Source organism: Macrococcus sp. PK, from assembly GCF_022501545.1.
Classification (GTDB): domain Bacteria; phylum Bacillota; class Bacilli; order Staphylococcales; family Staphylococcaceae; genus Macrococcoides; species Macrococcoides epidermidis.
In genome coordinates, this window is sequence record NZ_JAEPRF010000009.1 from 81,318 (window position 1) to 106,353 (window position 25,036).

24 protein-coding genes and 1 riboswitch are annotated in these 25,036 nt (G+C 35.0%); of the genes, 20 read left to right on the plus strand and 4 right to left on the minus strand.

What is annotated here, in order from left to right; all coding sequences use genetic code 11:
- Positions 1-19 precede the first annotated feature (19 nt).
- From JJJ02_RS07625 to JJJ02_RS07635, 3 genes are all read left to right on the plus strand, one after another.
- Positions 20-733: a YebC/PmpR family DNA-binding transcriptional regulator gene (locus JJJ02_RS07625; protein WP_099581170.1), complete on the plus strand. Its 714-nt coding sequence runs from the start codon at positions 20-22 to the stop codon at positions 731-733.
- A gap of 65 nt (positions 734-798) precedes the next feature.
- Entirely contained in the window at positions 799-3,555 is a 2,757-nt protein-coding gene (locus JJJ02_RS07630; protein WP_239242401.1) for an acyltransferase family protein, read from the plus strand.
- Positions 3,552-3,929 (plus strand): GNAT family N-acetyltransferase, encoded by a 378-nt coding sequence (locus JJJ02_RS07635; RefSeq protein ID WP_239242400.1) that lies wholly within the window; start codon positions 3,552-3,554, stop codon positions 3,927-3,929. Before JJJ02_RS07630 ends, JJJ02_RS07635 begins: the two co-directional genes overlap by 4 nt.
- Before the next feature lie 57 nt (positions 3,930-3,986).
- On the opposite strand, the gene JJJ02_RS07640 is transcribed toward JJJ02_RS07635, so the two are convergent.
- Positions 3,987-4,502, minus strand: a complete 516-nt coding sequence (locus JJJ02_RS07640) for a DUF1697 domain-containing protein (RefSeq protein ID WP_240838235.1) — start codon at positions 4,500-4,502, stop codon at positions 3,987-3,989.
- Between the two features lie 69 nt (positions 4,503-4,571).
- On the opposite strand from JJJ02_RS07640, the gene JJJ02_RS07645 reads away from it, so the two are divergent.
- The 8 genes from JJJ02_RS07645 to JJJ02_RS07680 all read left to right on the plus strand — a co-directional run bounded on the left by JJJ02_RS07645 (position 4,572) and on the right by JJJ02_RS07680 (position 13,449).
- Positions 4,572-5,351, plus strand: a complete 780-nt coding sequence (locus tag JJJ02_RS07645) for an SDR family NAD(P)-dependent oxidoreductase (RefSeq protein WP_239242399.1) — start codon at positions 4,572-4,574, stop codon at positions 5,349-5,351.
- A gap of 152 nt (positions 5,352-5,503) precedes the next feature.
- Positions 5,504-5,884, plus strand: a complete 381-nt coding sequence (locus JJJ02_RS07650; RefSeq protein WP_133422565.1) for a GntR family transcriptional regulator — start codon at positions 5,504-5,506, stop codon at positions 5,882-5,884.
- Complete coding sequence (locus JJJ02_RS07655; protein WP_240838237.1) at positions 5,871-6,773, plus strand: ABC transporter ATP-binding protein; 903 nt, start codon at positions 5,871-5,873, stop codon at positions 6,771-6,773. Before JJJ02_RS07650 ends, JJJ02_RS07655 begins: the two co-directional genes overlap by 14 nt.
- Positions 6,745-8,643 carry a hypothetical protein gene (locus JJJ02_RS07660; RefSeq protein WP_240838239.1) on the plus strand — a complete coding sequence of 633 codons (1,899 nt, stop codon included), beginning with the start codon at positions 6,745-6,747 and terminating at the stop codon, positions 8,641-8,643. The genes JJJ02_RS07655 and JJJ02_RS07660 overlap by 29 nt, the downstream gene beginning before the upstream one ends.
- A 62-nt stretch (positions 8,644-8,705) precedes the next feature.
- Positions 8,706-10,193, plus strand: a complete 1,488-nt coding sequence (locus JJJ02_RS07665) for a phospholipase D family protein (RefSeq protein WP_239242396.1) — start codon at positions 8,706-8,708, stop codon at positions 10,191-10,193.
- 549 nt (positions 10,194-10,742) lie between these two features.
- Positions 10,743-10,849: riboswitch (SAM riboswitch) on the plus strand.
- A gap of 70 nt (positions 10,850-10,919) precedes the next feature.
- Positions 10,920-11,936 carry a methionine ABC transporter ATP-binding protein gene (locus JJJ02_RS07670; protein ID WP_239242473.1) on the plus strand — a complete coding sequence of 339 codons (1,017 nt, stop codon included), beginning with the start codon at positions 10,920-10,922 and terminating at the stop codon, positions 11,934-11,936.
- Positions 11,926-12,591, plus strand: a complete 666-nt coding sequence (locus tag JJJ02_RS07675) for a methionine ABC transporter permease (RefSeq protein ID WP_239242395.1) — start codon at positions 11,926-11,928, stop codon at positions 12,589-12,591. The genes JJJ02_RS07670 and JJJ02_RS07675 overlap by 11 nt, the downstream gene beginning before the upstream one ends.
- An 18-nt stretch (positions 12,592-12,609) precedes the next feature.
- On the plus strand, positions 12,610-13,449 hold the full coding sequence (locus JJJ02_RS07680; RefSeq protein WP_240838247.1) for a MetQ/NlpA family ABC transporter substrate-binding protein: 840 nt from the start codon (positions 12,610-12,612) through the stop codon (positions 13,447-13,449).
- 139 nt (positions 13,450-13,588) lie between these two features.
- Here JJJ02_RS07680 and JJJ02_RS07685 read toward each other — a convergent pair whose 3' ends face one another.
- Entirely contained in the window at positions 13,589-14,956 is a 1,368-nt protein-coding gene (locus JJJ02_RS07685) for an N-acetylglucosaminidase (RefSeq protein ID WP_239242393.1), read from the minus strand.
- Between the two features lie 75 nt (positions 14,957-15,031).
- Complete coding sequence (locus JJJ02_RS07690; protein WP_239242392.1) at positions 15,032-15,577, minus strand: TetR/AcrR family transcriptional regulator; 546 nt, start codon at positions 15,575-15,577, stop codon at positions 15,032-15,034.
- Between the two features lie 144 nt (positions 15,578-15,721).
- Here JJJ02_RS07690 and JJJ02_RS07695 point away from each other — a divergent pair, with 144 nt between their 5' ends.
- The 3 genes from JJJ02_RS07695 (at position 15,722) to JJJ02_RS07705 (ending at position 18,774) form a co-directional block, all read left to right on the plus strand.
- The gene (locus JJJ02_RS07695) at positions 15,722-16,372 is read left to right on the plus strand and encodes an HlyD family secretion protein (RefSeq protein WP_239242391.1); all 651 of its coding nucleotides are present in this window, start codon (positions 15,722-15,724) and stop codon (positions 16,370-16,372) included.
- 12 nt (positions 16,373-16,384) lie between these two features.
- A complete protein-coding gene (locus JJJ02_RS07700; RefSeq protein WP_111714207.1) occupies positions 16,385-18,160 on the plus strand; it encodes a DHA2 family efflux MFS transporter permease subunit in 1,776 nt (591 codons plus the stop codon).
- A gap of 83 nt (positions 18,161-18,243) precedes the next feature.
- Positions 18,244-18,774, plus strand: coding sequence for a ribonuclease FAU-1 family protein (locus tag JJJ02_RS07705; protein WP_111714208.1), 531 nt, complete (start codon positions 18,244-18,246; stop codon positions 18,772-18,774).
- 33 nt (positions 18,775-18,807) lie between these two features.
- On the opposite strand, the gene JJJ02_RS07710 is transcribed toward JJJ02_RS07705, so the two are convergent.
- A complete protein-coding gene (locus tag JJJ02_RS07710) occupies positions 18,808-19,677 on the minus strand; it encodes an SDR family oxidoreductase (RefSeq protein WP_239242390.1) in 870 nt (289 codons plus the stop codon).
- Positions 19,678-20,028: 351 nt separating this feature from the next.
- Here JJJ02_RS07710 and JJJ02_RS07715 point away from each other — a divergent pair, with 351 nt between their 5' ends.
- The 6 genes from JJJ02_RS07715 (at position 20,029) to JJJ02_RS07740 (ending at position 25,000) form a co-directional block, all read left to right on the plus strand.
- Positions 20,029-20,772: a TatD family hydrolase gene (locus JJJ02_RS07715; protein ID WP_240838250.1), complete on the plus strand. Its 744-nt coding sequence runs from the start codon at positions 20,029-20,031 to the stop codon at positions 20,770-20,772.
- Positions 20,773-20,787: 15 nt separating this feature from the next.
- Positions 20,788-21,678, plus strand: coding sequence for a LysR family transcriptional regulator (locus JJJ02_RS07720; protein WP_099580153.1), 891 nt, complete (start codon positions 20,788-20,790; stop codon positions 21,676-21,678).
- Between the two features lie 73 nt (positions 21,679-21,751).
- The gene (locus tag JJJ02_RS07725) at positions 21,752-22,408 is read left to right on the plus strand and encodes a GTP pyrophosphokinase (RefSeq protein ID WP_239242387.1); all 657 of its coding nucleotides are present in this window, start codon (positions 21,752-21,754) and stop codon (positions 22,406-22,408) included.
- 44 nt (positions 22,409-22,452) lie between these two features.
- Positions 22,453-23,232 (plus strand): hypothetical protein, encoded by a 780-nt coding sequence (locus JJJ02_RS07730; RefSeq protein WP_240838252.1) that lies wholly within the window; start codon positions 22,453-22,455, stop codon positions 23,230-23,232.
- A gap of 86 nt (positions 23,233-23,318) precedes the next feature.
- Entirely contained in the window at positions 23,319-24,521 is a 1,203-nt protein-coding gene (locus JJJ02_RS07735) for a sugar efflux transporter (RefSeq protein ID WP_111714214.1), read from the plus strand.
- Positions 24,518-25,000, plus strand: coding sequence for a DUF456 domain-containing protein (locus tag JJJ02_RS07740; protein ID WP_111714215.1), 483 nt, complete (start codon positions 24,518-24,520; stop codon positions 24,998-25,000). Before JJJ02_RS07735 ends, JJJ02_RS07740 begins: the two co-directional genes overlap by 4 nt.
- The last annotated feature ends 36 nt before the right edge of the window (positions 25,001-25,036 follow it).

Below are 25,036 nucleotides of genomic sequence, written 5' to 3' on the forward strand. Positions count from 1 at the left end.
TGAAAGAAGCGTGTATATAATGGGTCGTAAGTGGAACAATATTAAAGATAAGAAAGCAGCAAAAGATAAAAATACGAGTCGTATTTATGCAAAATTTGGTCGTGAGATTTATGTTGCAGCAAAATCTGGTGAACCAGATCCAGAATCAAACCAAAATTTAAAATTCGTACTTGAACGTGCAAAAACATATTCTGTACCAAAACATATCATTGATCGTGCCATTGAAAAAGCTAAAGGTGGCGGCGAAGAGGATTTCGATGAATTACGCTATGAAGGTTTTGGGCCAGGTGGATCAATGTTAATTGTTGATGCGTTAACGAATAACGTCAACCGTACAGCAAGTGATGTGCGTGCAGCTTTCGGTAAGAATGGCGGTAACATGGGTGTTTCTGGTTCAGTAAGCTATATGTTCGAAAACACTGCAGTATTTGGTTTTGATGGTAAGACAGCTGACGAAACATTAGAATTATTAATGGAAGCCGATATCGATGTCCGTGACGTGTTAGAAGAAGATGGACACGTAATCGTTTATGCTGAACCTGATCAATTTGCAGCTGTCCAAAATGCGTTAAAAGAAGCAGGCGTTGAAGAGTTTACAGTAGCAGAGCTTTCAATGCTTGCACAAAACGAATTACAGTTATCAGATGCGGACTTAGAAGTATTTGAGAAACTAGTCGATGCAATCGAAGATTTAGAAGATGTACAAACAGTACATCACAATGTGGAATTATAATTGATTTAAAGTCAGGATGAATCCTGACTTATTTTTATGCAAAATAAAATCGTACAGGTGATAAAATGACTCAGGACCAATCGGTATCAAAAAAGAAGTTCAGACCAGAAATAGAAGGTCTTCGTGCAGTTGCTGCATTGCTTGTTGCAATCTATCATATATGGTTAGGTAAAGTTTCTGGTGGGGTTGATGTGTTCTTTGTCGTAAGTGGCTTTTTAATTACGACGAGTCTACTTTCTAAATTTCGTAGGACAGACACAGTAAATTTCTTTGAGTTTATTATGGGACTGTTAAAAAGGTTGATGCCTCAAGCATTCTTTGTCTTGTTTACTGTGATTATATTAAGTTATTTCTATTTGCCGGGTGCGAGATGGATGCAGACGATAAAAGAGGTATTTGCTTCTGCATTGTACTATGAGAACTGGCAACTGGCACTTACATCGGTGGATTATTTAGATGCAGGCAATGAGAAGAGTCCTGTACAGCATTTCTGGGCGATGAGTATACAGGGACAATTTTATTTGATTTGGTTCTTTGTAATATGGTGCGCTATTTTACTATCACGTTTATTTAAACAACAGATAAAAAAACCTTTGTTTGTACTACTCGTAATATTGTTTAGTGTATCACTAGGCTACTCTATTTATCTTACACAAGTTAATCAGCCATGGGCATATTTTGATACACGTACACGCGTATGGGAGTTTAGTTTAGGTGGCATACTCTGTCTAATGATACAACGCATTAAGTTGCCATCATTTTTGTCTGCAGTAGCAGGTTGGTTTGGATTAATCATGTTGATACTTTGTGGTATTTTACTTGAAGTTTCAACGATGTTCCCCGGTTATATTGCATTATGGCCGACGTTATCTGCTGTGTTAATATTACTTTCCGGAGAGAATGCTACAAAATTTGGTGTAGAACGATTACTTGGTTCAAAATGGATGGTTAAACTTGGCGGCTATTCATATGGCTTTTATTTATGGCATTGGGTATTGTTGACATTTTATCATGTAATCTTTAACAATGAACACGTGTCTATTTTGCATGGATGTCTAATTATGGCTGCGTCACTTTTATTATCAGTATTAGTCACACACTTAATTGAGCGTCCGATTCGTTTACTTAAAGCTCGTAATAATTCATGGCCAGTATTGTTAGTGATATTACTTTGCTTAGCACCGGTCCTTGGGCTGAATTCATTATGGCAAAACCATATGCATCAGGAAATAGAAAAAAGTAAAGCACTTGCTAAATCAAATCAATATCCTGGTGCAAAAGTCTTTGAAATGAATGATTTTAAAGAAAAGCCTTATATCCCACGGGATGCTAATATTAAAGAAGATCAGGCACAACCGTATAAAGATGGTTGTCACGTATCGAGTAATTCTCCTGAAGTGAAAATTTGCGAATATGGTGTTACTAAAGGTTATGATTATACGGTTGCAGTTGTTGGTGGAAGCCATTCTACACATTGGTTTACAGCTGTTCATGATATTGCTAGGAAGCATAAGATTCGCTTATTAAACGTAACAAAGAGTGGGTGTCGTTTATCTACTGATAGAAAAGGCTTACCATCTTGTGATAAGTGGAATGAGCAAGTTGTAGAGAAAGTAAGCGCAGAGCAGCCAGATCTTGTGTTAGCCATGGCCGAAATTTCGTATTTCGACGTGACTGAAGTTCCGCAAGGTTACATCGAACAGTTTAATGCCTTTACAGAGCGTGGTATTGAAATATTTGCAATAAGAGATACACCTTATTTCAGGAAGGACGTACCTGAATGTATTCAGGCAAATGGACGTGATAGTGATCTTTGCAAGGTTGAGAAAGCACTTGTTGTGCCAAAAACAACAGATTGGTCAAAACTTGCTGAAAAACCAAAAGGTGTTCATTTTGTAGATTATACGGATAAAATCTGTCCGGATGATTATTGTGAACCTGTTGTAGGGAATGTTGTCGCCTATTTTGATAAATCACATATGACAAAAACATTTGTATCAACACTAACACCTTACGTTGAAAAAGATATGATGCCAATATTAGAAGATATAAAAGCCAAACGTGAGAATGTCTTGTCAGCTAAAGAAGATATACCGGAAAGTTATAAAGATGGTTGTCATATTCAGGATAAATCGAAAACAGTTAAAAGCTGTATCTATGGTAAGAAAGATAACTATAAATATACAGTAGCACTCGTTGGAGACTCACATTCAGCGCATTGGTTAGGGGCATTGCAAACGATATCTGAAAAGTATCCTATACGTATCGTTAATATGACGAAAAGTGGCTGCAGCCTTGAAGAGAAAGCAGTTGCACGTCCAGACTGTAAAGCATGGAATGATTCGATTATTGATAAGATAAAAGCGTTGAATCCTGATCTCGTCTTTACAACTGCTGAGAAATCATATTTTAATATCACTACTGTACCACCAGGGTATATTAAACAGTTTCATAAATTACAGAGCGCAGGCATTGAAATATTTGGTGTAAGAGATACACCTTACTTTAGAAATAGTGTACCTGAATGTGTCGCTCAAAATGGTGCAAAAAATATCAAATGTACTGTACCGAAAAATCAAGTCGTACCAAAAACGACAGACTGGTCAAAACTTAAAGAAAAACCTTCGAATGTACATTACTATGATTATACTCAATACATTTGTCCAAAAGAGCGATGCGAACCAGTTATAGATGGTGTCATAGCGTATTCAGATAAAGGTCATATGACACAAAGTTTTGTTAAAACTTTAGCACCACACATCGAATCGGATTTAATGCCGTTACTTAAAAAGACGAAATCAAACAAAGAGGATAAAAAATGATTAGAAAGTTTGAAGAAAATGATATTGATGCCATACAAAAGATGAATGCAGCAGAAGGTTGGGACAATTTAGTTGCACGTCATGAACAGACACTTGCTGCATGGTTAAATAGTGAGAGTTACGTCTATATTGAAGAAGAACAGGTTGTTGGTTGTGCCAGAGCTATTACAGATGGACATATTAGTCTCTATCTTTGTGAATTAATTACACATCATGATTATAGAGGCCGCGGTATTGCAAAGGCATTGGTTGAACACATTCACCAGTTATACCCGACCACACGTATGGAATTGCTGGCAACAAGTGACTCTAAAGGCTATTATGAAAAAAGTTTCAGATCATTTTATGGTTTTAGAAGGACATTTGGTGAATAAGGATTGAAATTGTGCATCTTTTCCGGATACTTTGAGTATCCGGAAAAGATGCATTTTTTATTTTAATTTCTCAACAATTTTTTCAATCGTTCTTAAATTACGTGTCGTTGTTTCACTTTTATAATTTTTTCTACCTAATGCTTTACCGAATGTTGAATCTAATGTCATTCCTTTCGGGACATTCCAATATATGATGTTATCACCAGACATGATTTGTTCATTATCATCTATCGGGAGTGATAATAATTCTTGTAATACTGATTTATTATTTACAAAAATAATATACGGTTGCATGTCATCAGATAATTCAAATGGATAGTCATCAACCATCTTCTGCAAGACAACACCCTCTCGAATGATGACGAATGCCTCGTAGTTAAAAGTATTTCGCAAAGCGGTTTCTATTTGTTGTTTCTGTTCTTCTATGCTGATGGCTGTATTATAGATGACATTTCCAGTCTGTAATATAGTTGTAATTTCAGTAAAATTCAAACGTTCAAAGACATTTTTTAAGTCTGTATTTTTAATTTTTATACCATTCACATTAACTCCACGTAAGAAACAAACAAACATAATATCACTCCTTTTTCCTATTATCATAGCATGATTTTTGATATATTTTAGGTAAAAGGAGCTGATAAAATGGATTTAGGTTTACAAGATAAAGTCGCAGTGATCACAGGTTCTAGTAAAGGTATCGGGAAAGAAACAGCAACAGTTCTGGCTGAAGAAGGGGCGAACGTTGTTATCGCCAGCCGTCATGAAGATGAACTGATTGAAGTGGTAAAAGAAATTAAAGAGAAAACAGGCAAAGAAGTCGCATATCAAGTATGTGACGTAACAAAAGAAGCAGATTGTAAAGCATTCGTACAAAAGGCAATTGATACTTATGGCAAGCTTGATATATTAATCAATAATGCAGGTAGTGCGTTTGCTAAAAATTTTGAAGAAGTTTCTCTGAATGATTGGCAGGAGGATTTAGATCTTAAACTATTTGGTGCATTGCATATGTTACATGCCGCGATTCCAGAACTTAAGAAAAATGGTGGGGCAATCGTTAATCTTACAGCTGTCGCAGGTAAGAATCCACCAGCTAACACAACACCAACGTCTGTTACGCGTGCAGCAGGATTGGCATTAACAAAGACACTCAGCAAAGATTTAGCACAATACAATATTCGAGTGAATGCTGTATGTATCGGTTTAATTCGTAGCGGACAAATTGAAAAACGCTGGCAGGAAGAAGCACCAGAATTAACTTGGGAAGAATATGCAAGAGATCCGAAGTTTGATATTCCGTTAGGTCGTATTGGCGATACACGTGAAGCGGCGAATGTTATTTCATTCTTAGTCAGTGAAGCGGCAAGTTATGTGACAGGTGTAGCAGTCAATATCGATGGCGGGAAATCACCGAGTTTATAATCTTAACTGCATATATATGATTATCCTTGAACACACTCACGTGTGTTCTTTTTTTATCTTTTATAATTTTTTACAAATTCTGCTTGCAATTATCCGTTCTAGGTGTATTATAATAAGTAGTACGGTTAATACAGTAGAAATGGAGGGGTTATATGATTTCAATCGATAATCGCAGCCGAATCCCAATATATGAACAACTTGTCAATGGATTTAAACTACAGATCATGAATGGTGTATTACAAGCAGATGATCAATTGCCTTCTGTTCGCCAATTGGCACAGGAACTAACGATCAATCCTAATACCATACAGAAAGCATATCGAGAATTGGAAAGATTAGGTTATACCTATTCAGTGCCTGGTAAAGGAAGTTTTGTCAATAAAGTAGAAGATACGATGCAAAAGGAGCGAATTGATATGTTATCTGAATCATTAGAGAAAATCGTTCAGGAGTTATTGTTCTTAGGCTTAACGAAGGAAGAGATTATAGAAAAGATTCAGTCGATGAGGGGTGATGAAGATGATTCAAATTAATGATGTAACGAAGAAGTTTGGACATTTCACTGCGGTAAGTGATACCACGTTAACAATTGAACCAGGGAGTATTCAAGGATTACTTGGAAGTAATGGTGCAGGTAAGACGACATTACTTAAGATGATTGCAGGAATTTACAAAGCTGATAAAGGCAGTATTGCATTTAATGAACAAGATATTTTTGAGAACGAAGATTACAAATCTAAGATGATTTTTATTTCTGATATACCTTACTTTTTTGGACATGCAAACTTAGGGGAGATGGCTGACTTTTATCACAAATTATATCCAAACTTCAGTGTAGAACGATTTAATCAGTTATCTGAACTGCTTAAAATGAATCCAAAGAAAAAGCTATCAAAACTTTCAAAAGGGATGCAGCGTCAATGCGCATTTATATTAGCTATTGCATCGCGTCCTGAAGTAATGTTATTAGATGAACCGTTTGACGGGCTCGATCCGATTGTGAGACATACGATTAAAAATATTCTCATTCAGGACGTGAGTAATCACGATATGGCATTGTTTGTATCCAGTCATAACTTACGTGAGATGGAAGACTTTTGCGATGCTGTAACGCTGATGCATGAAGGACGTGTACTGATGACACGTGACCTCGATGATTTAAAAGGAAATGTAGCTAAGATTCAGATGGCTTTCAGTTCATTACCTGACGAATCATTCTATAAAGGGATGAATGTGATTGATAAATCGATAAAAGGACGTGTTGTGACGTGCATTGTAAAAGGTGACTTTGAAGATATCGAACAATATATTACGTCCGGACATCCGTTAATGTATGACATCTTACCGCTATCACTTGAAGAGATATTTACATATGAATTAGGAGGTCATGGTTATGCAATTGAAAACATTATCGTTGAATAAGGCACTATACAGTAATTTATCACGTTCAATTATCTTTTTAACGATCATTAATATTATTTGCACTTTTATACTGGTACCATTTTCGTACATCATTGCGCATTTAGACAATAATACTGCACCACATGACCATAGTAAATACTTAATCGGAGAATTAGCAACGATGCCAATCTATTTCTTTGGTACGATGGCTTATGCATTATTATGTGCAGCATTTTTAACGTATTACTTCAAATCTCAGGCAGCATCTGACTTTATACACAGTCTACCGATAAGACGGGAACGTGTTTTAACAACAGTATATGCAGTGTTCTTTTCACACTTACTCGTTAATCTATTAGTTAATGGTTTAATTACGTGGATAATTGGTGTCAAATATACCTCTATTGATATTGAGAAGATTGTGATTTGGATTCTAATTAATCTAGTAATAGACTTCTTTATCTTTACGATAACCATGTTGTTCGGCTTATTTATTAACAATATGCTAAATCACTTGATTTCATCAATAATTTTAATAGCATCACCATTAATCCTTGGGACGATGGTGTATACGACACATATGTTCATGTTTAAAGGGTTAGAAAGTTATCCGGAAAAATTGATGATGAATCTTACTGTACCTTTTCGCTTTCTTGGAAATATTATGAATGATAAACTGGATTTCAAATATTTATTGATTGTGTTAATCGTGAGTATTGTAATATTCTTATTGAATTTTATTATTTATAGAAAACGAAAGAACGAACGTATTAACGAAGCATATGCGACAAACTATGCACATTTTATTGTGTTCTTTATTTCAATGCTAATCGCTACGTTACTTGGAGGCATTATATTCAACTCAATCTTTAATGAGCAAAAATTAATCACGATATTTATATATATAGTATCTTTCACTTTGATTTATATATTCTTGGAAATGATTGCTCAGAAATCTGTGAGAATTCAGTTTGATCGTAAACTATATGCGATGACCTTAGGTTTAATCGCTGTTTCCATTTTAGGTATATATATTTCAGGACAAATGAGAGAAAATTATGTGCCTGAAGCGGAAAGTGTTAAGAGTGTACAAACATCATTTAATGAAAATGATCATGCGTTAGAAGATGGCATTTTAAGTAAAGCAGCCGTAACTGACAAGAAATTTATTCAGGATGTCATAGATGGCCATAAAGATTTAGTAAAGGCGAAACGTGCTACTGCTAATTCAAATACTCAAGTACCAGTAGATATTACATATATAATGAATGATGGTCGTAAAATAAATCGTCACTATTATGTTGATGATAATACTTTTAATCGATATATGAAAAATGTTGCTACTAAAGAGAATGCGGAAACGATTACGAATTATATCAATTGGGATAAACTAATGAAGAAAAGTGTTACTTTAAATATAGAAACATCCGATAACTCTTTTGCAGGACAAGATTTAAGTGAAAGACAAAAAGAACTACTTAAACCTTTATTAATTGAAAAGTATAAAAAATCTTATGATGAAAAAGGTGATATTCCTTTCAATAATACGGTTCTTAATCTTGCATTTAGTGATAGTGATATGGGAATTAATGAAGACAGTCTATATATTTCATTATACGATACAGAAATTCTTCGTTATCTAGTTAAAGAGAAACTAATTACTAATCTTAGCTCAGCACTGCCTCTAGGAAATATATACGATTTAGGAGACAAATCGAATTATAAAAAAATAAAAACCACTCAAGATGTTGATGTGAAGCAACTTGACTTTGCGAAAAAGATAAATAGAAATCAATTTAAAGAAAAATTTAATGAAAATGGTGCAAATTCAAATGGAAATCATCTTTACTATTTTGATGGCGGATTCCAATTTGTACTTATGAATAACTAAAAGCAAAGTCCTTATGGGCTTTGTTTTTTTGGTATAATAAAGTGAATATATGGAGGTGTGCTATGCCGAAAAAAACGAAACAAGTTACTAAATCTAAGCCTAAAAATAAACGCAGAAAAAAGAAATTTGGTTTCAAAAAAATTGCGTTTATCTGCTTTTGCGCATATATTGTTTGTGCAATATATGGTGCCAATAAACCACTGCCAGGTGGCGTGTCGAAATGGTTTGATTATAGCAAGACGAATGATGCTGAAGTGTTGATTGACAATACATATGAGAAGAATAAAGTGATGCATTATGATCATGAAATCTTTAAAGCACAATTACAGGCAATTCGCGATGCACAGGATTTTATTATTCTGGATATGTTTTTGTTTAATAATGCTTATGATGGTGAAATTAAATTTCCTAAATTAACTGAACAATTAACGGATGCATTAATTGCTAAAAAAAAGGCTCAACCGAATATTAGAATTTACATGTTAACTGACCCAATCAATTCATTCTACGGTAGTTATACACCAGAGCATTATAAAAAGTTGCGCGCAAATGGTATTAATTTATACGAGACGAATTTAGTAGCTCTAAGAGACTCTAATCCAGTTTATTCAGGTTTTTGGCGTCCGACATTACGTTGGTTTGGCAATAATGAGAATGGTTTAATCACCAATATATTTTCAAAAGATGAACCGAATGTAACAGTTCGTGGATTTGGTAGATTGCTCAATATGAAAGCCAATCACCGTAAAACGTTAGTAACGGAGAAAACTGCAATTATCGCTTCAAGTAACCCACATGATCCGAGTGGTCATCATCAAAACGTTGCTTTAAAAGTAAGTGGTCAGATTCAGGAAGATTTAATCAATAGTGAAGTACATGCGATGAACATGAGTGGTGCGGATTTAAGGATAGGTGACTTTGAGATCAATAAACGTGCATTTAATAACGGCATGGATTATACGACAACACTAGTTACTGAAGGAAAGATTAAAGCTGCGCTGTTAGAAGAGATTGGTCGAATGAGCGATGGAGATTCTGTTAAGATGGGCATGTTCTATATATCTGACCGTGATATTGTAAAATCTTTAATCAATGCAAGTAAACGTGGTGTTGATGTGCAGTTGATACTAGATGTGAACAAAGAAGCATTCGGTAAAGAAAAACCGGGCATTCCGAATAAACCTGTAGCGCATGAATTAATTGCAAAGTCAGATGATAACATCAAGATTAAATGGGCAGTGAGTCATGGCGAACAGTATCATGCGAAATTTACATTACTTGAGGATAAGGATAAGCATAAATCGACTTTAATTTTAGGTAGTGCGAATTTAACAAGACGTAATGTCGGTGACTTAAATCTAGAGACGGATGTTATGATTTCTGGACAATCGAGCTTACCAGTATTTACTAAGATTGATCAGGATTTTGATGCGAAATGGGATAATACATATGCGCATGTGACAGATCATTATGATGTAAAGAAGGATCCTTCATTCTTAAAATCCGTGATTTATCGCATTCAGGAGTTTAGTGGATTATCAAGTTTTTAATAATAGTATTTGATGGCCGATAAACTGGATTTATCGGCCAAGAATCCACAAAATTAGAGGGAAATCAAAAATGATGGCCGACAAACTGGATTTATCGGCCAAGAATCCACAAAATTAGAGGGAAATCGAAAATGATGGCCGATAAACTGGATTTATCGGCCAAGAATCCACAAAATTAGAAGAAAATCGAAAATGATGGCCGACAAACTGGATTTATCGGCCAAGAATCCACAAAATTAGAGGAAAATCGAAAATGATGGCCGACAAACTGGATTTATCGGCCAAGAATCCACAAAATTAGAGGAAAATCGAAAATGATGGCCGACAAACAGCATTTATCGGCCAAGAATCCACAAAATTAGAGGGAAATCGAAAATGATGGCCGACAAACAGGATTTATCGGTCAAGAATGCACAAAATTAGAGGGAAATCAAAAATGATGGCCGACAAACTGGATTTATCGGCCAAAAAAACCATCTCAAAATTTTTTAAAAAATTGTGTTGACAGATATTTTGATTCACTGTAACATGTAAAACAACTTAATAAATATTTTATCAAGAGAGACAGAGGGATATGGCCCGATGAAGTCTCAGCAGCGGACTCTAATTTAGAGCACTGTGCTAATTCCATCAAGCTCACACTTGGCAGATAAATTCGGACGTGTAACGTGCATTTAGCTACCAGCTGAGTGCACGTTTTTTATTTTGGGAGGAGAAAAAATGGGAATCATTGAAATTGATCACGTGACTAAAACCTATCAAACAAAGAAAGGTCTGATTAATGCGCTAGATGATGTATCGCTTTCAATTGAGAAGGGTCAAATCTACGGTATTGTTGGATATTCAGGTGCTGGGAAATCTACTTTACTCAGGTTAATTAATCGACTTGAAGCACCATCTTCTGGTTATGTTTATGTCGAAGGTAGAGATATCGTTGGATTAAAAGAGATGGATTTACGTAAACAGCGTCAAAATATCGGCATGATATTTCAGCAGTTTAATTTATTTAAAGCAAAGACTATCAGTGATAATATTCGTTATCCTTTAAAGCTAACGAAACAATATACTAAAGCTGAAATCGAGCAGCGAGTAGACGAATTACTGGCATTTGTCGGTCTTGTTGATAAGAAAGACGATTACCCAAATCAATTATCCGGTGGACAGAAGCAGCGTGTAGGTATTGCAAGAGCGTTAGCAACAAATCCTGATATATTACTTTGTGATGAAGCAACAAGTGCGCTGGATCCTGAAACGACAGATGAAATATTAAACCTGTTAAAAGATATCAATGAAAAGCTTAATATCACGATAGTGATCATTACCCATGAGATGGAAGTTGTGAAATCAATTTGTGATGAAGTGGCTGTAATGGAAAAGGGCAGAGTGGTTGAGAGTAACAAAGTATTTGAACTATTTACTACACCTGTTCATCCAACAACAAAGCGTTTTGTGCATAGTGTACTAAATGATGACATTCCTAAAGATATTAATGTTACGAATCGTAAACTATATCGCTTTATCTTTAATCATGAGCAAATTCTTGAGCCGGTATTGAGTAAGATTGGTAGAGCAAATCAAGTTGATTTTAACATTTTGTATGGCGGTATAACCGAGTTAACTGATAGATTATTTGGTAATTTATTAATTGAAGCAGTTGGTGATGTTCAAAATATTCAAAGTGCCTTATCAGAAATTACACAGCACGGCATAGAAGTAAGGGAGGTAGAAGGATTTGAAAACTGATTTAAGTACATTCTGGCCAGTAATATTAGAGCACACGATCAGTACACTCATCATGGTAGCAATTACTTTAGTGCTGGCTACACTGATTGGTTTACCGTTAGGCATACTGCTCTATGCAACTGGTAAGGGTAATATTTTAGAAAATAAAGTGTTAAATACAATTTTGAATGCAATGATCAATACGATTCGACCGATTCCATTTATTATTTTCCTCGTAGCACTGATTCCGATTACAAGATTTTTAGTAGGTACATCTATCGGAATCTGGGCAGCGATATTTCCGATGACGTTAGCTGCATCATTATCTATTGCACGTGTTGTGGAAAACAATATCGTTTCAGTAGATCGAGGTGTAATTGAAGCGGCACAATCTATGGGGTCAAGTAAATTTGATATTTTATTCAAAGTATTAATTCCGGAAGCAGCAGGAGCACTCATTCTAGGCTTAACATTTACTACCGTATCACTCATCGAGTTCTCTGCAGTAGCAGGTCTAGTTGGTGCTGGTGGTATAGGATATCTCGCTTTTACATATGGCTACCAGCGTTTTGACGTTGCAGTCATGTTTATTACAGTTTTAATTTTGATTGTCTTAGTACAAATCACACAATTTATTGGTAACAAAGTAGCAAGCATATATACAAGTCGTTTATAAAAAAAGGAGAATGAAAAGATGAAAAAATTATTCGTATTATTTTTAAGTTTAATCGTAGTGCTAGCAGCATGTGGTAGTAAGAAAGATGAAAAGACAGTTAAGATCGGTGTAACTGGCGTAGACTCTAAAGTCTGGGAAGTTGTTAAGAAAGAAGCAGAGAAAGATGGCATAAAAATTGAATTTGTTGAATTCCAGGATTACACTGCACCAAACAATGCGCTTGCAGAAGGTGAAATTGATTTAAATGCATTCCAGCATTTCGCTTTCCTTGATCAGTTTAAAAAAGACCATAATTTAAAATTATCAGTAGTAGGTACAACAGTATTTGCACCACTTGGGGTATATTCTAAAAAGATTAAAGACATTAAAGATGTTAAAAAAGGCGATACAATTGCAATTCCTGATGACGTAACAAACCAGGCACGTGCATTAAAATTATTAGAACAAGCTGGATTAATTAAGCTATCTAGTGACTTCGGTCTATTTGGTGGACCAGACAAAATTGAAGAAAATAAACTTGATCTAAAAATCAAACCGATTGATGCGCAGCAAACACCACGAGTATTAGAAGATGTAGCAGTATCTATCATTAATAATGGTGTTGCAGCACGTGCTGGACTTAATCCAAAAGATGATCCGATTTATCTGGAAGATGCGGATAATAAAGATGTCGCACCATACATTAATGTGATTGCAGCGAAAACAGAAGATAAAGATAACAAGACATATAAGAAAATCGTTGAATTATATCACTCTGATCTAGCGAAAGATGCATTAAAAGAAGATACGAAAGACGGAGAAATTGCGAAAAACTTATCACAAGATGAAATCAATAAGATTGAAGAGGGTTTGAAATAGACAGGTTGCTCCTCGGCAATTAATGTTCACTTAGTGAGACTCTAAGTGAACACCCCCCTTTAACTCCATACCCATCCCAAACAAAACCCCTTATCCAGATGGATAAGGGGTTTTATGATGATTGGATTATATGAATATATTATTTTGCATAATGTACGAAATTGAACTTTCCACCTGAAATGCCTAACTTTTGATAGTATGCATGCATGTAGTTTGCATTTGCGCGTGCCCATAATATATCTGTAGCATATTGGCTATCTCCTGGAGCAAATGGGTTCCAGCGCATTGCATATAATGTGTTTTGATTTTCAGAAACGAACCCTTTTGAAATAAATTCTGCACCGCCAATAATTGCTTCATTCGGTGTATCCCAACCGACATTTGCTGCATATTTTGCGCCATATTTCACTGCATCTTTGTCGTATGCACCAACACCATACATATTATAGAAACGTTTGTTCTTATCTTCACCTTTAACTTTAACGCCTTTAGCTAATGTACTTGTACCTTCTGCAGTTTCTAAGAAGGCATGGCTGATTAAATAGATTTCATTAATATTATACTTTATACTTGCCTGTCTAAAAGCTTCCCCATGTCCTTCTAAAATGCCTTTACCTTGTAATAATATATTAAGCTGGTCTGCAGTGAGATGTTGCGGTTCGTTTAGAACTAGAAATTGATATTTTTGTACAGGATCAATCATAGCCTCTTCTGGATTCATCGCATTTAGTACATCTTTACGATGTGCATTCTTCCATTTGATGCCGTTTGAGCTTTGTGGTTTTGGATGTAGTGACATTTGAATTTTTAAGGCATCTTTAATTGAGATTGGTAATTCGATATGGTTGATGCCTTCACCTACAGGTCTTGGCTGTGCAGCGATATCTACTAAAGTTTCTTCTGCCTCAGCATCCATTGATTTTTTATCTTCAGGTTTAACTTGAGGTTTAGCTTTCTGCTGGATAGGATTACGCTTCACCGGCTTTCGCCCAACATCATTCGTAATGTTAATCCAGCCTTTCATACCGCTTGGTAGTGTTCCGTAAATATAAGTTGAAGCGTTAACACGAATGGTCTTTTCAACTTTGATCACTTCATTTTTACTGATTCTATCAATCACTTGTCTAGAACTGCCGTTTGGCACTTCGAAGAGTTTTGTAGAAGCGGCTTTCATCGTATATGTCTTCATTTTTGTAGGGACAATTTTCGTTGTATTGATTTTAAGGTCACTTGCTTTCACATAACCAATCGCATTGTTGATATCATCCGTTGTCTGAACGCGATAATATTTCTCACCGTTAATCGTATGTTGATCGTTAATATATAACGTGTACTGTGCAAAGTCGCCGGCAACTTTCTTTGACATCGCTGTTTTATTTGTAATAATGATTGCATTTTCGTCTTTAATCTTACCGACTTTAAGACTATCAGCTTTAGCAATGTGAGGTAATGCAAAAAGTGAAGCAGTCGCTAATGCTCCAATTGTAAGTGATTGATATAACTTCATTGTGTGCCTCCATTTATTTAATATCTATATTATTATACTCGATATTTGACATGAGTGAAATAAAACACTTTTAATTTAGCGGTTAATTTTGAGGATATTATTATAAATAATTTTACTGATGACTTCAGGAGATTCCGGACAGTCATTTTGCAGCCAAAAATATAAAATACCAAATTGGCCCCCGATTGTATAACTGACGAAATAATCAGGATAGTTTAATGAAATTGTATTATTTAGTACATTTAAATAATTTTCTCTCCAGCTGCTTAATAATTTTTGTGTGAAGTTTTGAGCAGGATGAAGTGTAAGTAAGATTTTAAAGAATTGCTTATTATCGAAAATATATTGAAATGTTTCTTTTAAATACTTTTCAACATATGGTCGCTTGTCTTCTTCGTCTTTTAAATTATTTAGATTATCGGTCATGAATTGTTCGATATTGTGAATATGAAAATCAATCATACTGTCTAACAGAGCATATTTGTCTTCAAAATAAGCATAGAATGTAGAACGGTTTATATTACTTTCTTCACAAATCATTTTTATTGTAATATCTCTAAATCGATGGTGTTCCATCAATTGAATAAATGAATATTCTATTAAAGTTTTTTTATCTGTCATTGTTTCACTCTTTCTTTTGGATGATAGCGTTATCAATACTTCATTGTAATCAAAATCCAACAATTAAACAAATTTTGTTGGTTGAATGAAAGTTAAATCGGATTATAATAATGGTTATGCGAAAAAAATAAGGAGGAATATATTATGAAAAAACTCGTATTAATTAATATTTTAACTTTAATCATTCTTGTTGCAGGAGGATTTGCAGCGTTTCATTTCTATAATGAAGCAACGAACTATGTCAAAACAGACAATGCTAAAGTAGATGGTACGCAATTAGTCATTGCGAGTCCGACAGCAGGTAAACTGACAGCATTAGACAAAACTGTAGGAGACAAAATTTCAAAAGATGATAAAATCGGTACTGTTGTAGGTATGGGTCAAGACGGGAAACCATCAAAAACTGATATCACTATGCCTCAGGACGGAACAATCGTTAAAACGCAAGCCACTGAAAATGGATTTGTTGGAGCAGGTACACCGATTGCTTATGCATATGACTTAAACAATTTATTTGTCACAGCAAATATTAAAGAGACACAAATCGATGGTATTAAAGTTGGTCAAGACGTGGATGTATATGTAGATGGTTACAAAGATACTGATTTAACAGGTGAAGTAAAAGAAATTGGTTTAGCAACAGCATCAAGTTTTTCTATGCTACCTTCTTCAAATGGTAATGCGAACTATACAAAAGTAACACAAGTAGTACCTGTAAAAATTGAACTAGATAAAGATAAATCATTAGACATTATTCCAGGAATGAATGTAACTGTACGCATTCATAAAAACTAAGGAGGTTTTTGTATGACCTCTATGTATATTCTATATATATTATTTAGCTTACTCGTGTTCTGGGCTTTAAACAGATTCATGATGCGAAGTACGAAGAAAAAAGATAACTTAAAAACAACGACACCGTTAACAGAAAGTAAGTTGGATACACCAAATGAAACAGTGAAAAGTACTACTTACACAGCGAAGTCAACAGATGAAACAACACAAGCAGAACATACTGAACTGGATGTTAATAAACCTGTACATGAGCAGGTAAAACCACAAGGTGCACTTGTTGAATATGGTAAAGGTATAACGCTTGGTAAAGTTATTACTGCTTTAATGATCGGTATGTTTGTAGCGATACTTAACCAGACGCTTATTAATGTAGCATTACCGGTATTAATCAATGATTTTAGTATTTCAACATCTACAGCACAATGGTTAACAACAGGATTTATGCTCGTCAATGGTATTTTAGTACCGATTAGTGCATACATGATTCAACGATTCACATATCGTCAGCTTTTCTTAACTGCGATGTTGTTCTTTACAATAGGATCAATGATCTGTGCCATTTCATTCAACTTCCCGCTAATGATGCTTGGACGTGTCATTCAGGCAGTAGGTGCAGGGATATTAATGCCGTTAGGAACAAACGTATTTATGACGTTATTCCCACCTGATAAACGTGGTGCTGCAATGGGGATGATGGGGATTGCAATGATTTTAGCACCAGCCATTGGTCCAACATTAACAGGTTGGGTTATTCAGAACTATCATTGGAATGTCATGTTCTATGGAATGAGTGTTATCGGTATTATTTCCTTAATTATTGGTTTCTTCTGGTTTAAGATTTATCAACCGACTAAAAACGTTAAACTTGATATTCCCGGCGTAATATTCAGTACACTTGGATTTGGTAGTTTACTTTATGGATTCTCTGAAGCAGGAAATAAAGGCTGGGATTCAGGCATCGTAATTTCAACAATGATCATAGGTATGATCTTCATCGTGTTATTTATTTATCGAGAAATGACAATGAAGATTCCGATGATGGATTTACGTGCTTTGAAATATAGTGGCTTCTCATTTACGTTACTGATCAATATTATTGTTACGATGAGTTTATTTGGAGGTATGCTTTTATTACCTGTCTACTTACAATCTATTCGTGGCTTCTCACCACTTGATTCTGGATTGCTCTTATTACCTGGATCTCTTTTAATGGGTCTGATGGGACCGATATCAGGTAAATTACTTGATAAGATTGGTATTAAGCCGATTGCAATCTTCGGTCTAGCAATTATGACCTATGCAACATGGGAACTCACGAAGTTAAGTATGGACACAAGTTATGGACATATATTAAGCATCTATATTCTGCGTTCATTTGGTATGAGTTTCATTATGATGCCGATTATGACAGCAGGGATGAACGCATTACCACTTCGTATGATACCTCATGGTAATGCAATTAGTAATACAATTCGACAGTTAGCTGGTTCTATCGGAACAGCAATTTTAGTTACAGTAATGACACAGCAAACAACTGCGCATATGGGAGACATTGCTAACCAATTAGATAAAACGAATCCTGCAATAGCGAATTCTATGTCACAGATTGGACAGCAGATGGGTAGTAGTAATCTTGGTACACAAGTTGTTATGGGACAAATACAGAAGATGGCAACAATTAACGGTATTAATGATGCATTCTGGGTCGCAACTGCATTAAGCTTGCTTGCATTTGTGCTGGCATTTTTCTTAAAAGGAAAAGATCATTATACAACAGACGAAGTATAATTGAATATTTTTATAAACAAGGAGATAAAATGATTTATCATCCTTGTTTATTTTTATATAATGATTGGTAAGGAGTGGGTTGTATGAAAACCAAGTATATTGATAAACGCAGCTGGCGCCGTTTAATCAGAAAAGAATATCATGAAATTGCTGTCAAAGATGAACAGTTTGAAGGCATTATCGGGGAAATTATTATGGAGAAAGTAAAGTCACCGTTAGTGGTAAATATTATTGGAGAAGACATTGTCGTTGCAGATGATGGCTATCGCTGGCTACAAATATTACCGAAAGATAAACATTACAGTATAACAGTGATGTATAATCGTGAAAGTCAACCTATTCAATATTACATCGATATAAATGAAGAAAATTTTCCTGAACTTGGTCAGGCAAGAACGCATGATCTTTATTTAGATGTATTAGTATTACCTGATGGTCGATATGAACTGGTCGATGAACAAGATGCTAAACGTGCATTACGTAAGAAAGAGATTACGAAAGCACAATATGATTTTGCGTATCAGACAGCAAATGAGATAATGCAGCATGTAAAGACAAACTTTGGTGATCTGGAAAAGTTAGCGGTCTATTGCAAAGAAAAAATAGAAAAATAAAATGTGCCTATCGAGGATGATAGGCACATTTTTTTAGCTTGAAATATAATCTCCACCATTGATGTGGATTGTTTGACCTGTAACATACGTAGAATCATTGCTTGCAAGATATACGTAAGCCGGTGCATTCTCACTTGGTTGACCACGACGTCCTAATGCAGTTTCTTCACCATGCTTTTCAACTTTCTCAGCCGGGAAAGTTGCGGGGATTAGTGGTGTGTAGATAGGACCTGGAGCAACAGAGTTTACGCGAATACCATCATCAGCAAGACTTTGTGATAATGAGCGTGTAAATGCAGTGATTGCACCTTTCGTCGCTGAATAATCAATTAAAGTCTTAGAACCACGATAAGCAGTAACACTACTTGTATTGATGATCGTATCTCCTTTAGAAAGGTGAGGAAGTGCTGCTTTTGATAAATACATCATACCAAATACATTTGTCGCAAATGTTTCCTGAATTTGATCTGCTGTAATATCTAAAAGACTATCTTGTGGGAATTGTACACCACCGTTATTAACTAATATATTTAGGTTGCCAAAGTCATTGATCACATTATCAATCAATTGTTTACAATCAACTTCTGATTTTAAATCATGTTGATAAGCTTTTACTTTTGCACCGAGCGCTTCTAATCTCTTAATCGTATCGTTAGCATCCGTTGCTTCATCGAAATACCCGATTGCAACATCAGCACCTTCCTTAGCATACAGAATAGCGACAGCACGACCAATACCAGAGTCACCACCGGTAATCAGTGCAACTTTACCTTTTAATTTACCACTTGCTTTATAATTCTCATCTTCAGCGATTGGCTTAGGATCCATATCTTTTTCCCTACCAGGTTGATGCTCTTGAGTGTAACCTTTAATCTCTTTGTCAATCTTCTCGAATTTATCCATCAATAACGCCTCCTAAGTAAGTATGTTTATATTATTCCCTGAAAGCATTCTATGAAACGACGTGCAAAATTAGAATTGAAAATTAGATTAAGTTATTTGCATTTGTATTTTGTATAATAATGAAAATATTATCATATTGATTTAAAAGTGTAAGGACACTACTTTAAAGCAGTATCTAACTAAATAAATTGATACAATGTTATATAGAAATTAGTAGAATTAATCAACAAGTCCGATATAAGTAAGATATCGGACAAGATATGTGGAAATGGCCGATTAATCAGCCAAACAAGTCCGATAAAAGTAGGATATCGGACAAGATTCCATCGTAATGTAAAGGAGAACACTATTATGTACGACGCACATATTCATTTAGATAAATATTCTGAATCTAAGCAGCAACATATACTACAAAACGAAGCGATTTATGGTTTGATTGCTGTTGCCATGGATTATCATGGTTCTCAAAAGTTACTCGATTTAGTCGATTATCCAAAAGTTAATATCGCGCTCGGATTTCATCCTGAACAAACGCTAAATCACACTGAAATCGATAAAATATTATCCCTAATCGATAATCATCATAATCAATTAACTGCTATCGGAGAGGTAGGTTTACCTCAATATTTAAAACGAGAACAGCCAAAGTTAAATGTACAACTTTATATAGAGGTGCTCGAACAATTTATGATTAAAGCGAAACAATATCGTTTACCGATCGTGCTGCATGCTGTGTACGATGATGCACTTGTAACGCTAGACTTACTGCATAAACATGCAATTGAAAAAGCGCACTTTCACTGGTTTAAAGCGAGTGATGCTATAATCAATCGATTATTAGCTACAGATTATATGGTGAGCGTTACACCTGATGTATTGTGGAATCCAAAGACACGTAAAGTTGTTACTTATTTCCCGCTTGAAAGATTAATGATTGAAACGGATGGTCCATGGCCCCATGATGGTTTTGAGGCGCATCACATTCATGCTCAGTTATCTGCTATAATAGAAGAAATTGGACATATAAAATCAATCGATACTGAAACTGTTAACCTGACAATAGAAGAGAATACGATTCGATTTTATAATCTTTAGAATTGAGGATTGTATATGAAAATTGATGATTACAGATTACTCGTTGCGCTTGCTGATGAAGAGACGTTACGTAAAGCAGCAGACACATTATATATATCACAGCCTGCAGTGAGTCAACGTCTTAAATCTATTGAAACAGAGTGGGGTACTGAAATCTTTATTCGTACGAAAAAGAAATTAATTGTTACGACAAATGGAGAAATGATTATTCAGCATGCCAGAAAGATGTTAAAAGAAGAAACGAATCTAAAGGAGATGATTCATTCTTCTGACGGTGTGGTCAACGGTAAGCTTTCAATAGGTGTATCTTCTTTGATTGGACATACAATATTACCGATAGTTCTAGGAAGATTTGTAGAACGTTATCCGAATGTAAAGATACAGCTGCAAGTCGGTTCATCTACACGCATTACAAACAATCGTCATGACTTTCATGTGTCGGTAATACGTGGGAGCAAGATTATGAATTTGCACAATGAACTGTTAATGAGTGAAAAGCATTACTTTATCTATCCTAAGAACAAAGCACATGAGCTTGATCAGTTACCGATGATTGAATTTCAGGCAGATCCCATTTACTTAAAGGAAATTGAACATTGGTATACAGAGCAATTTAATAAGGAATATGCTCCGCAAATAAAGACTGATCAAATTTCTACTTGTAAATCACTGTTATTAAATGGTGTAGGTATGACCGTATTGCCGGAAATCGTTATGAAAGACATAGATAATGATCAGTTCGAAATTCAGCTGTTAGAAGTCGCAAATAATCCATTACTGCGTGAAACTTATCTTTGTTATGAAACGGATATGTTAAGTTTACCGCAAGTGAGTGCTTATATTGAATTGATGAAAGAAGTAACTGCTGAATATCTTGATATAAAGAAATATGTACCTATAATATAGTGCGAATACGATGTGTATTCGTACTTTTTTCTGTGTAAATTTGGTATATTAGTCTAGAAGAGAGGGAGTAAATATGGACGTAAATCAAATATTTAGCAAAATTGAAGAACAGACTGAGTTTGTAAAAATGGCAGAAGAATTTCAATATTTCTTTAAAGAATATGAAATGGGGCTTCTAGAACTTACAAGTGATATTGAAATTATTGACCTTGAATGGCAGGCACGACATGGCTATTCACCATTCGAACATGTTAAATCGCGAATAAAAGAACCACTTTCTTTACGCGATAAATTAAATCGTAAAGGTATTCCTATTACACTAGATGATATCAGAGCAAATATATTCGATATTATTGGTGTACGCATTGTAACGACATTTGAAGAGGATGTTTATAAAATATGTGAGCTTCTCAGTGGACGAAGTGACTTAAGGATTGTACGTGTAAAAGATTACATTAAAAATCCAAAACCAAGTGGCTATAAAAGTTTGCATCTTATAGTGGAGACTGAACTTGTACTGTCAGAAGGTGTGAAGTGGATACCTGCTGAAATTCAAATTAGAACACTCGCAATGGACTTTTTCGCATCAACTGAACATAAGTTACAGTATAAATATAATACAAAACAATTAAGTGATGAAATCCGAAAAGAATTAAGAGAAGTTGCAGATGCATCAGCAGAACTTGATCGTAAGATGACTGAAGTACGAAATACAATTCTACTAGGGTAGGTGTAAACATGATAACATCCGTACTGGCTCAAGGAGTAGGAATAATGAATGAAGATGCTGTTGTCATCAATGAAGCAGCAAATATTTATGGGGTTATTGACGGAGTAACAAGTTTGAAAGGTATTATGATTGATAATATCACACCTGGAAAACGTGCTACGGATGCTGTAAAAGCTACGTTTGAGCAAGTTGATAAAAGCATTACTTTAAATAATGCGACTGAATTTGCAAATGCCAGCATCCAAACAGAGATGGAAGCATTCAATATCGCTATTAATCATCCGAAAGATAGATTTCAGTGTTGCCACGCTGTTGTAAAGCTTCATAACAATATAGCCGATTATTCCAGTTCAGCCGACTGTGTTATCTACACAATTACGAAAGAAAATAAAGTATCTCAAATTGTTCCTGATTATAGTAAGAAGAATGAAAGTGATCGTGTGAAGTACTGGCAGGAAAAATATCCTGGTGTATACGAATCAAATACATTGCCGAAAGAAATGATCGAAGCCCTTGATAATGCTAAAAGTACAGCAAATATTCCAGATGGATATTCGGTGATGAATGGTGATGTAAATTTCAATCAGTCATATAATCGTGGACAATTTGAATTATCAAATTTATCACATATCCTGATTACAACAGATGGTTTCTTTGATATAGAAAGACTTGGTCTTCAGAAATTCGTTCAGAAATTTATTCATGATGGCTTAGATGCCATGCTCGAATATATGATTACGAAAGAATTAGAAGATATCGAGAAGATTCATTATCCACGAGTGAAATTGCATGATGATAAAGCAGCGGTATTAATCACGTTATAAATAGACGTGACTATACAAATGATATTTTTGCTTTATAATATAACAGTATTATATGTAGTTATAATAAATAGAAAGTAAGTGTATATATGTTTAAAAATTTATTAAGTATTAAAAATTATGTCTTATTTCTTATTAATATGACATTACTTGGTATGGCATTAGCGATTACTGTGCCATTCTTTGTGCTTTATGCGACACAGGAACTGGGTATGACACGTGGTCTGTATGGTGTCATGATGGCATTATTTGCACTTGCTGGATTTGGTGTAAATACGATTGTTGCTAGATTCTCTGATAGAGCAGGATTTAACAGAAAGTATATGATCATGTTCAGTTTAGCAATGGCATCAGTTGCATTTAGTATGTATTATCTTGTTTCTAATCCTTACCTCTTTATTGCATTATATGTATTCTTTGGTGGTATGTCTGCTCCTGCGATGCCTCAAATGTATGCTTCTGCAAGAGAGAGTATCAATGCTTCTGCCTCAAGTAAAAATGCAGTATTTGCAAACACTGTTTTACGTTCAATGTTTAGTTTTGGATTCTTGTTTGGACCATTAGTAGGGACGGTCTTACTTAAACATTTCGGTTTTGGGGGCATTTTTGGAGGAACAGTAATCATTTACTGGATTGTATTGATTTCATTCTTAATCTTTTTCCACGAAGTGAAACCTGAGAAAGTTGTCTACAATTCTAATAGAATTGAACCCGTTGCACCAAACTTAGCTAAAGATATGTATTTATTGATTCCATTTCTAGCATTTGTATTCTTACATGTTGGGCAATGGATGTATACATTAAATATGCCGCTTTTTGTAACAGAATTTATAAAAGAAGATGAAGCCAATGTAGGTTATCTCGCAAGTTTATGTGCGGGACTTGAAGTGCCTTTTATGATCATACTTGGCGTACTTGCAAGTAGATTTCAGACAAGGACATTATTGATGATTGGTGCAGTTTCTGGTGGTGCCTATTATTTCTCAATCGGTGTATTTGATAATGTCACAGCGATGTTAATCGGTCAGGTATTGCTTGCGTTCTTCCTTGCGATATTACTTGGATTAGGGATAAGTTATTTTCAGGATATACTACCAGACTTCCCGGGTTATGCATCTACATTGTTCTCAAACGCGATGATTGTCGGACAATTAGTTGGTAATTTATTAGGTGGCGTTATGAGTGGGTTTGTTGGGCTAGGTAATGTTTTCTTTGTATCAGCAACATTCATGTTGCTTGCATTCGTTTTATTAATATTCACTAAACCTGTTAAGATGGAGGATTTAGCATGACATTCATACTATGGACATTCGTTATATTAGCTTTTTTATCAGCATTCGTAGCATTAGTGATGCCAATGATACCTGGTATACTGATGATGTGGGTTGGCTTTTTTATCTATCATTTCGCGATTAACAATAATGAACTATCATGGTTCTTCTGGATAGCGATGGCAACACTTACGATTATTATTTTAATAAGTGATTATGTATTAGGAAGTCGCTTTGTTAAGAAGTTTGGCGGAAGTAAAGCAGGGGAGCTTACGGCAGCAATCGGGATTATACTCGGTAGCTTCTTCTTCCCACCATTCGGTATTATCATAATACCGTTTGTTGCAGTATTCATTGTAGAACTACTGATTCAGCAAGATTTTAAACGTGCGATGGATGCAAGTATTGGATCGTTATTAGGCTTCCTTACAAGCACGTTGGCTAAGTTTATCATTTTAATTATTATGATTATATGGTTTATATTTGATATCATCATTTAAAAAAAATCATCCCAAAGCATAAACTTTGGGATGATT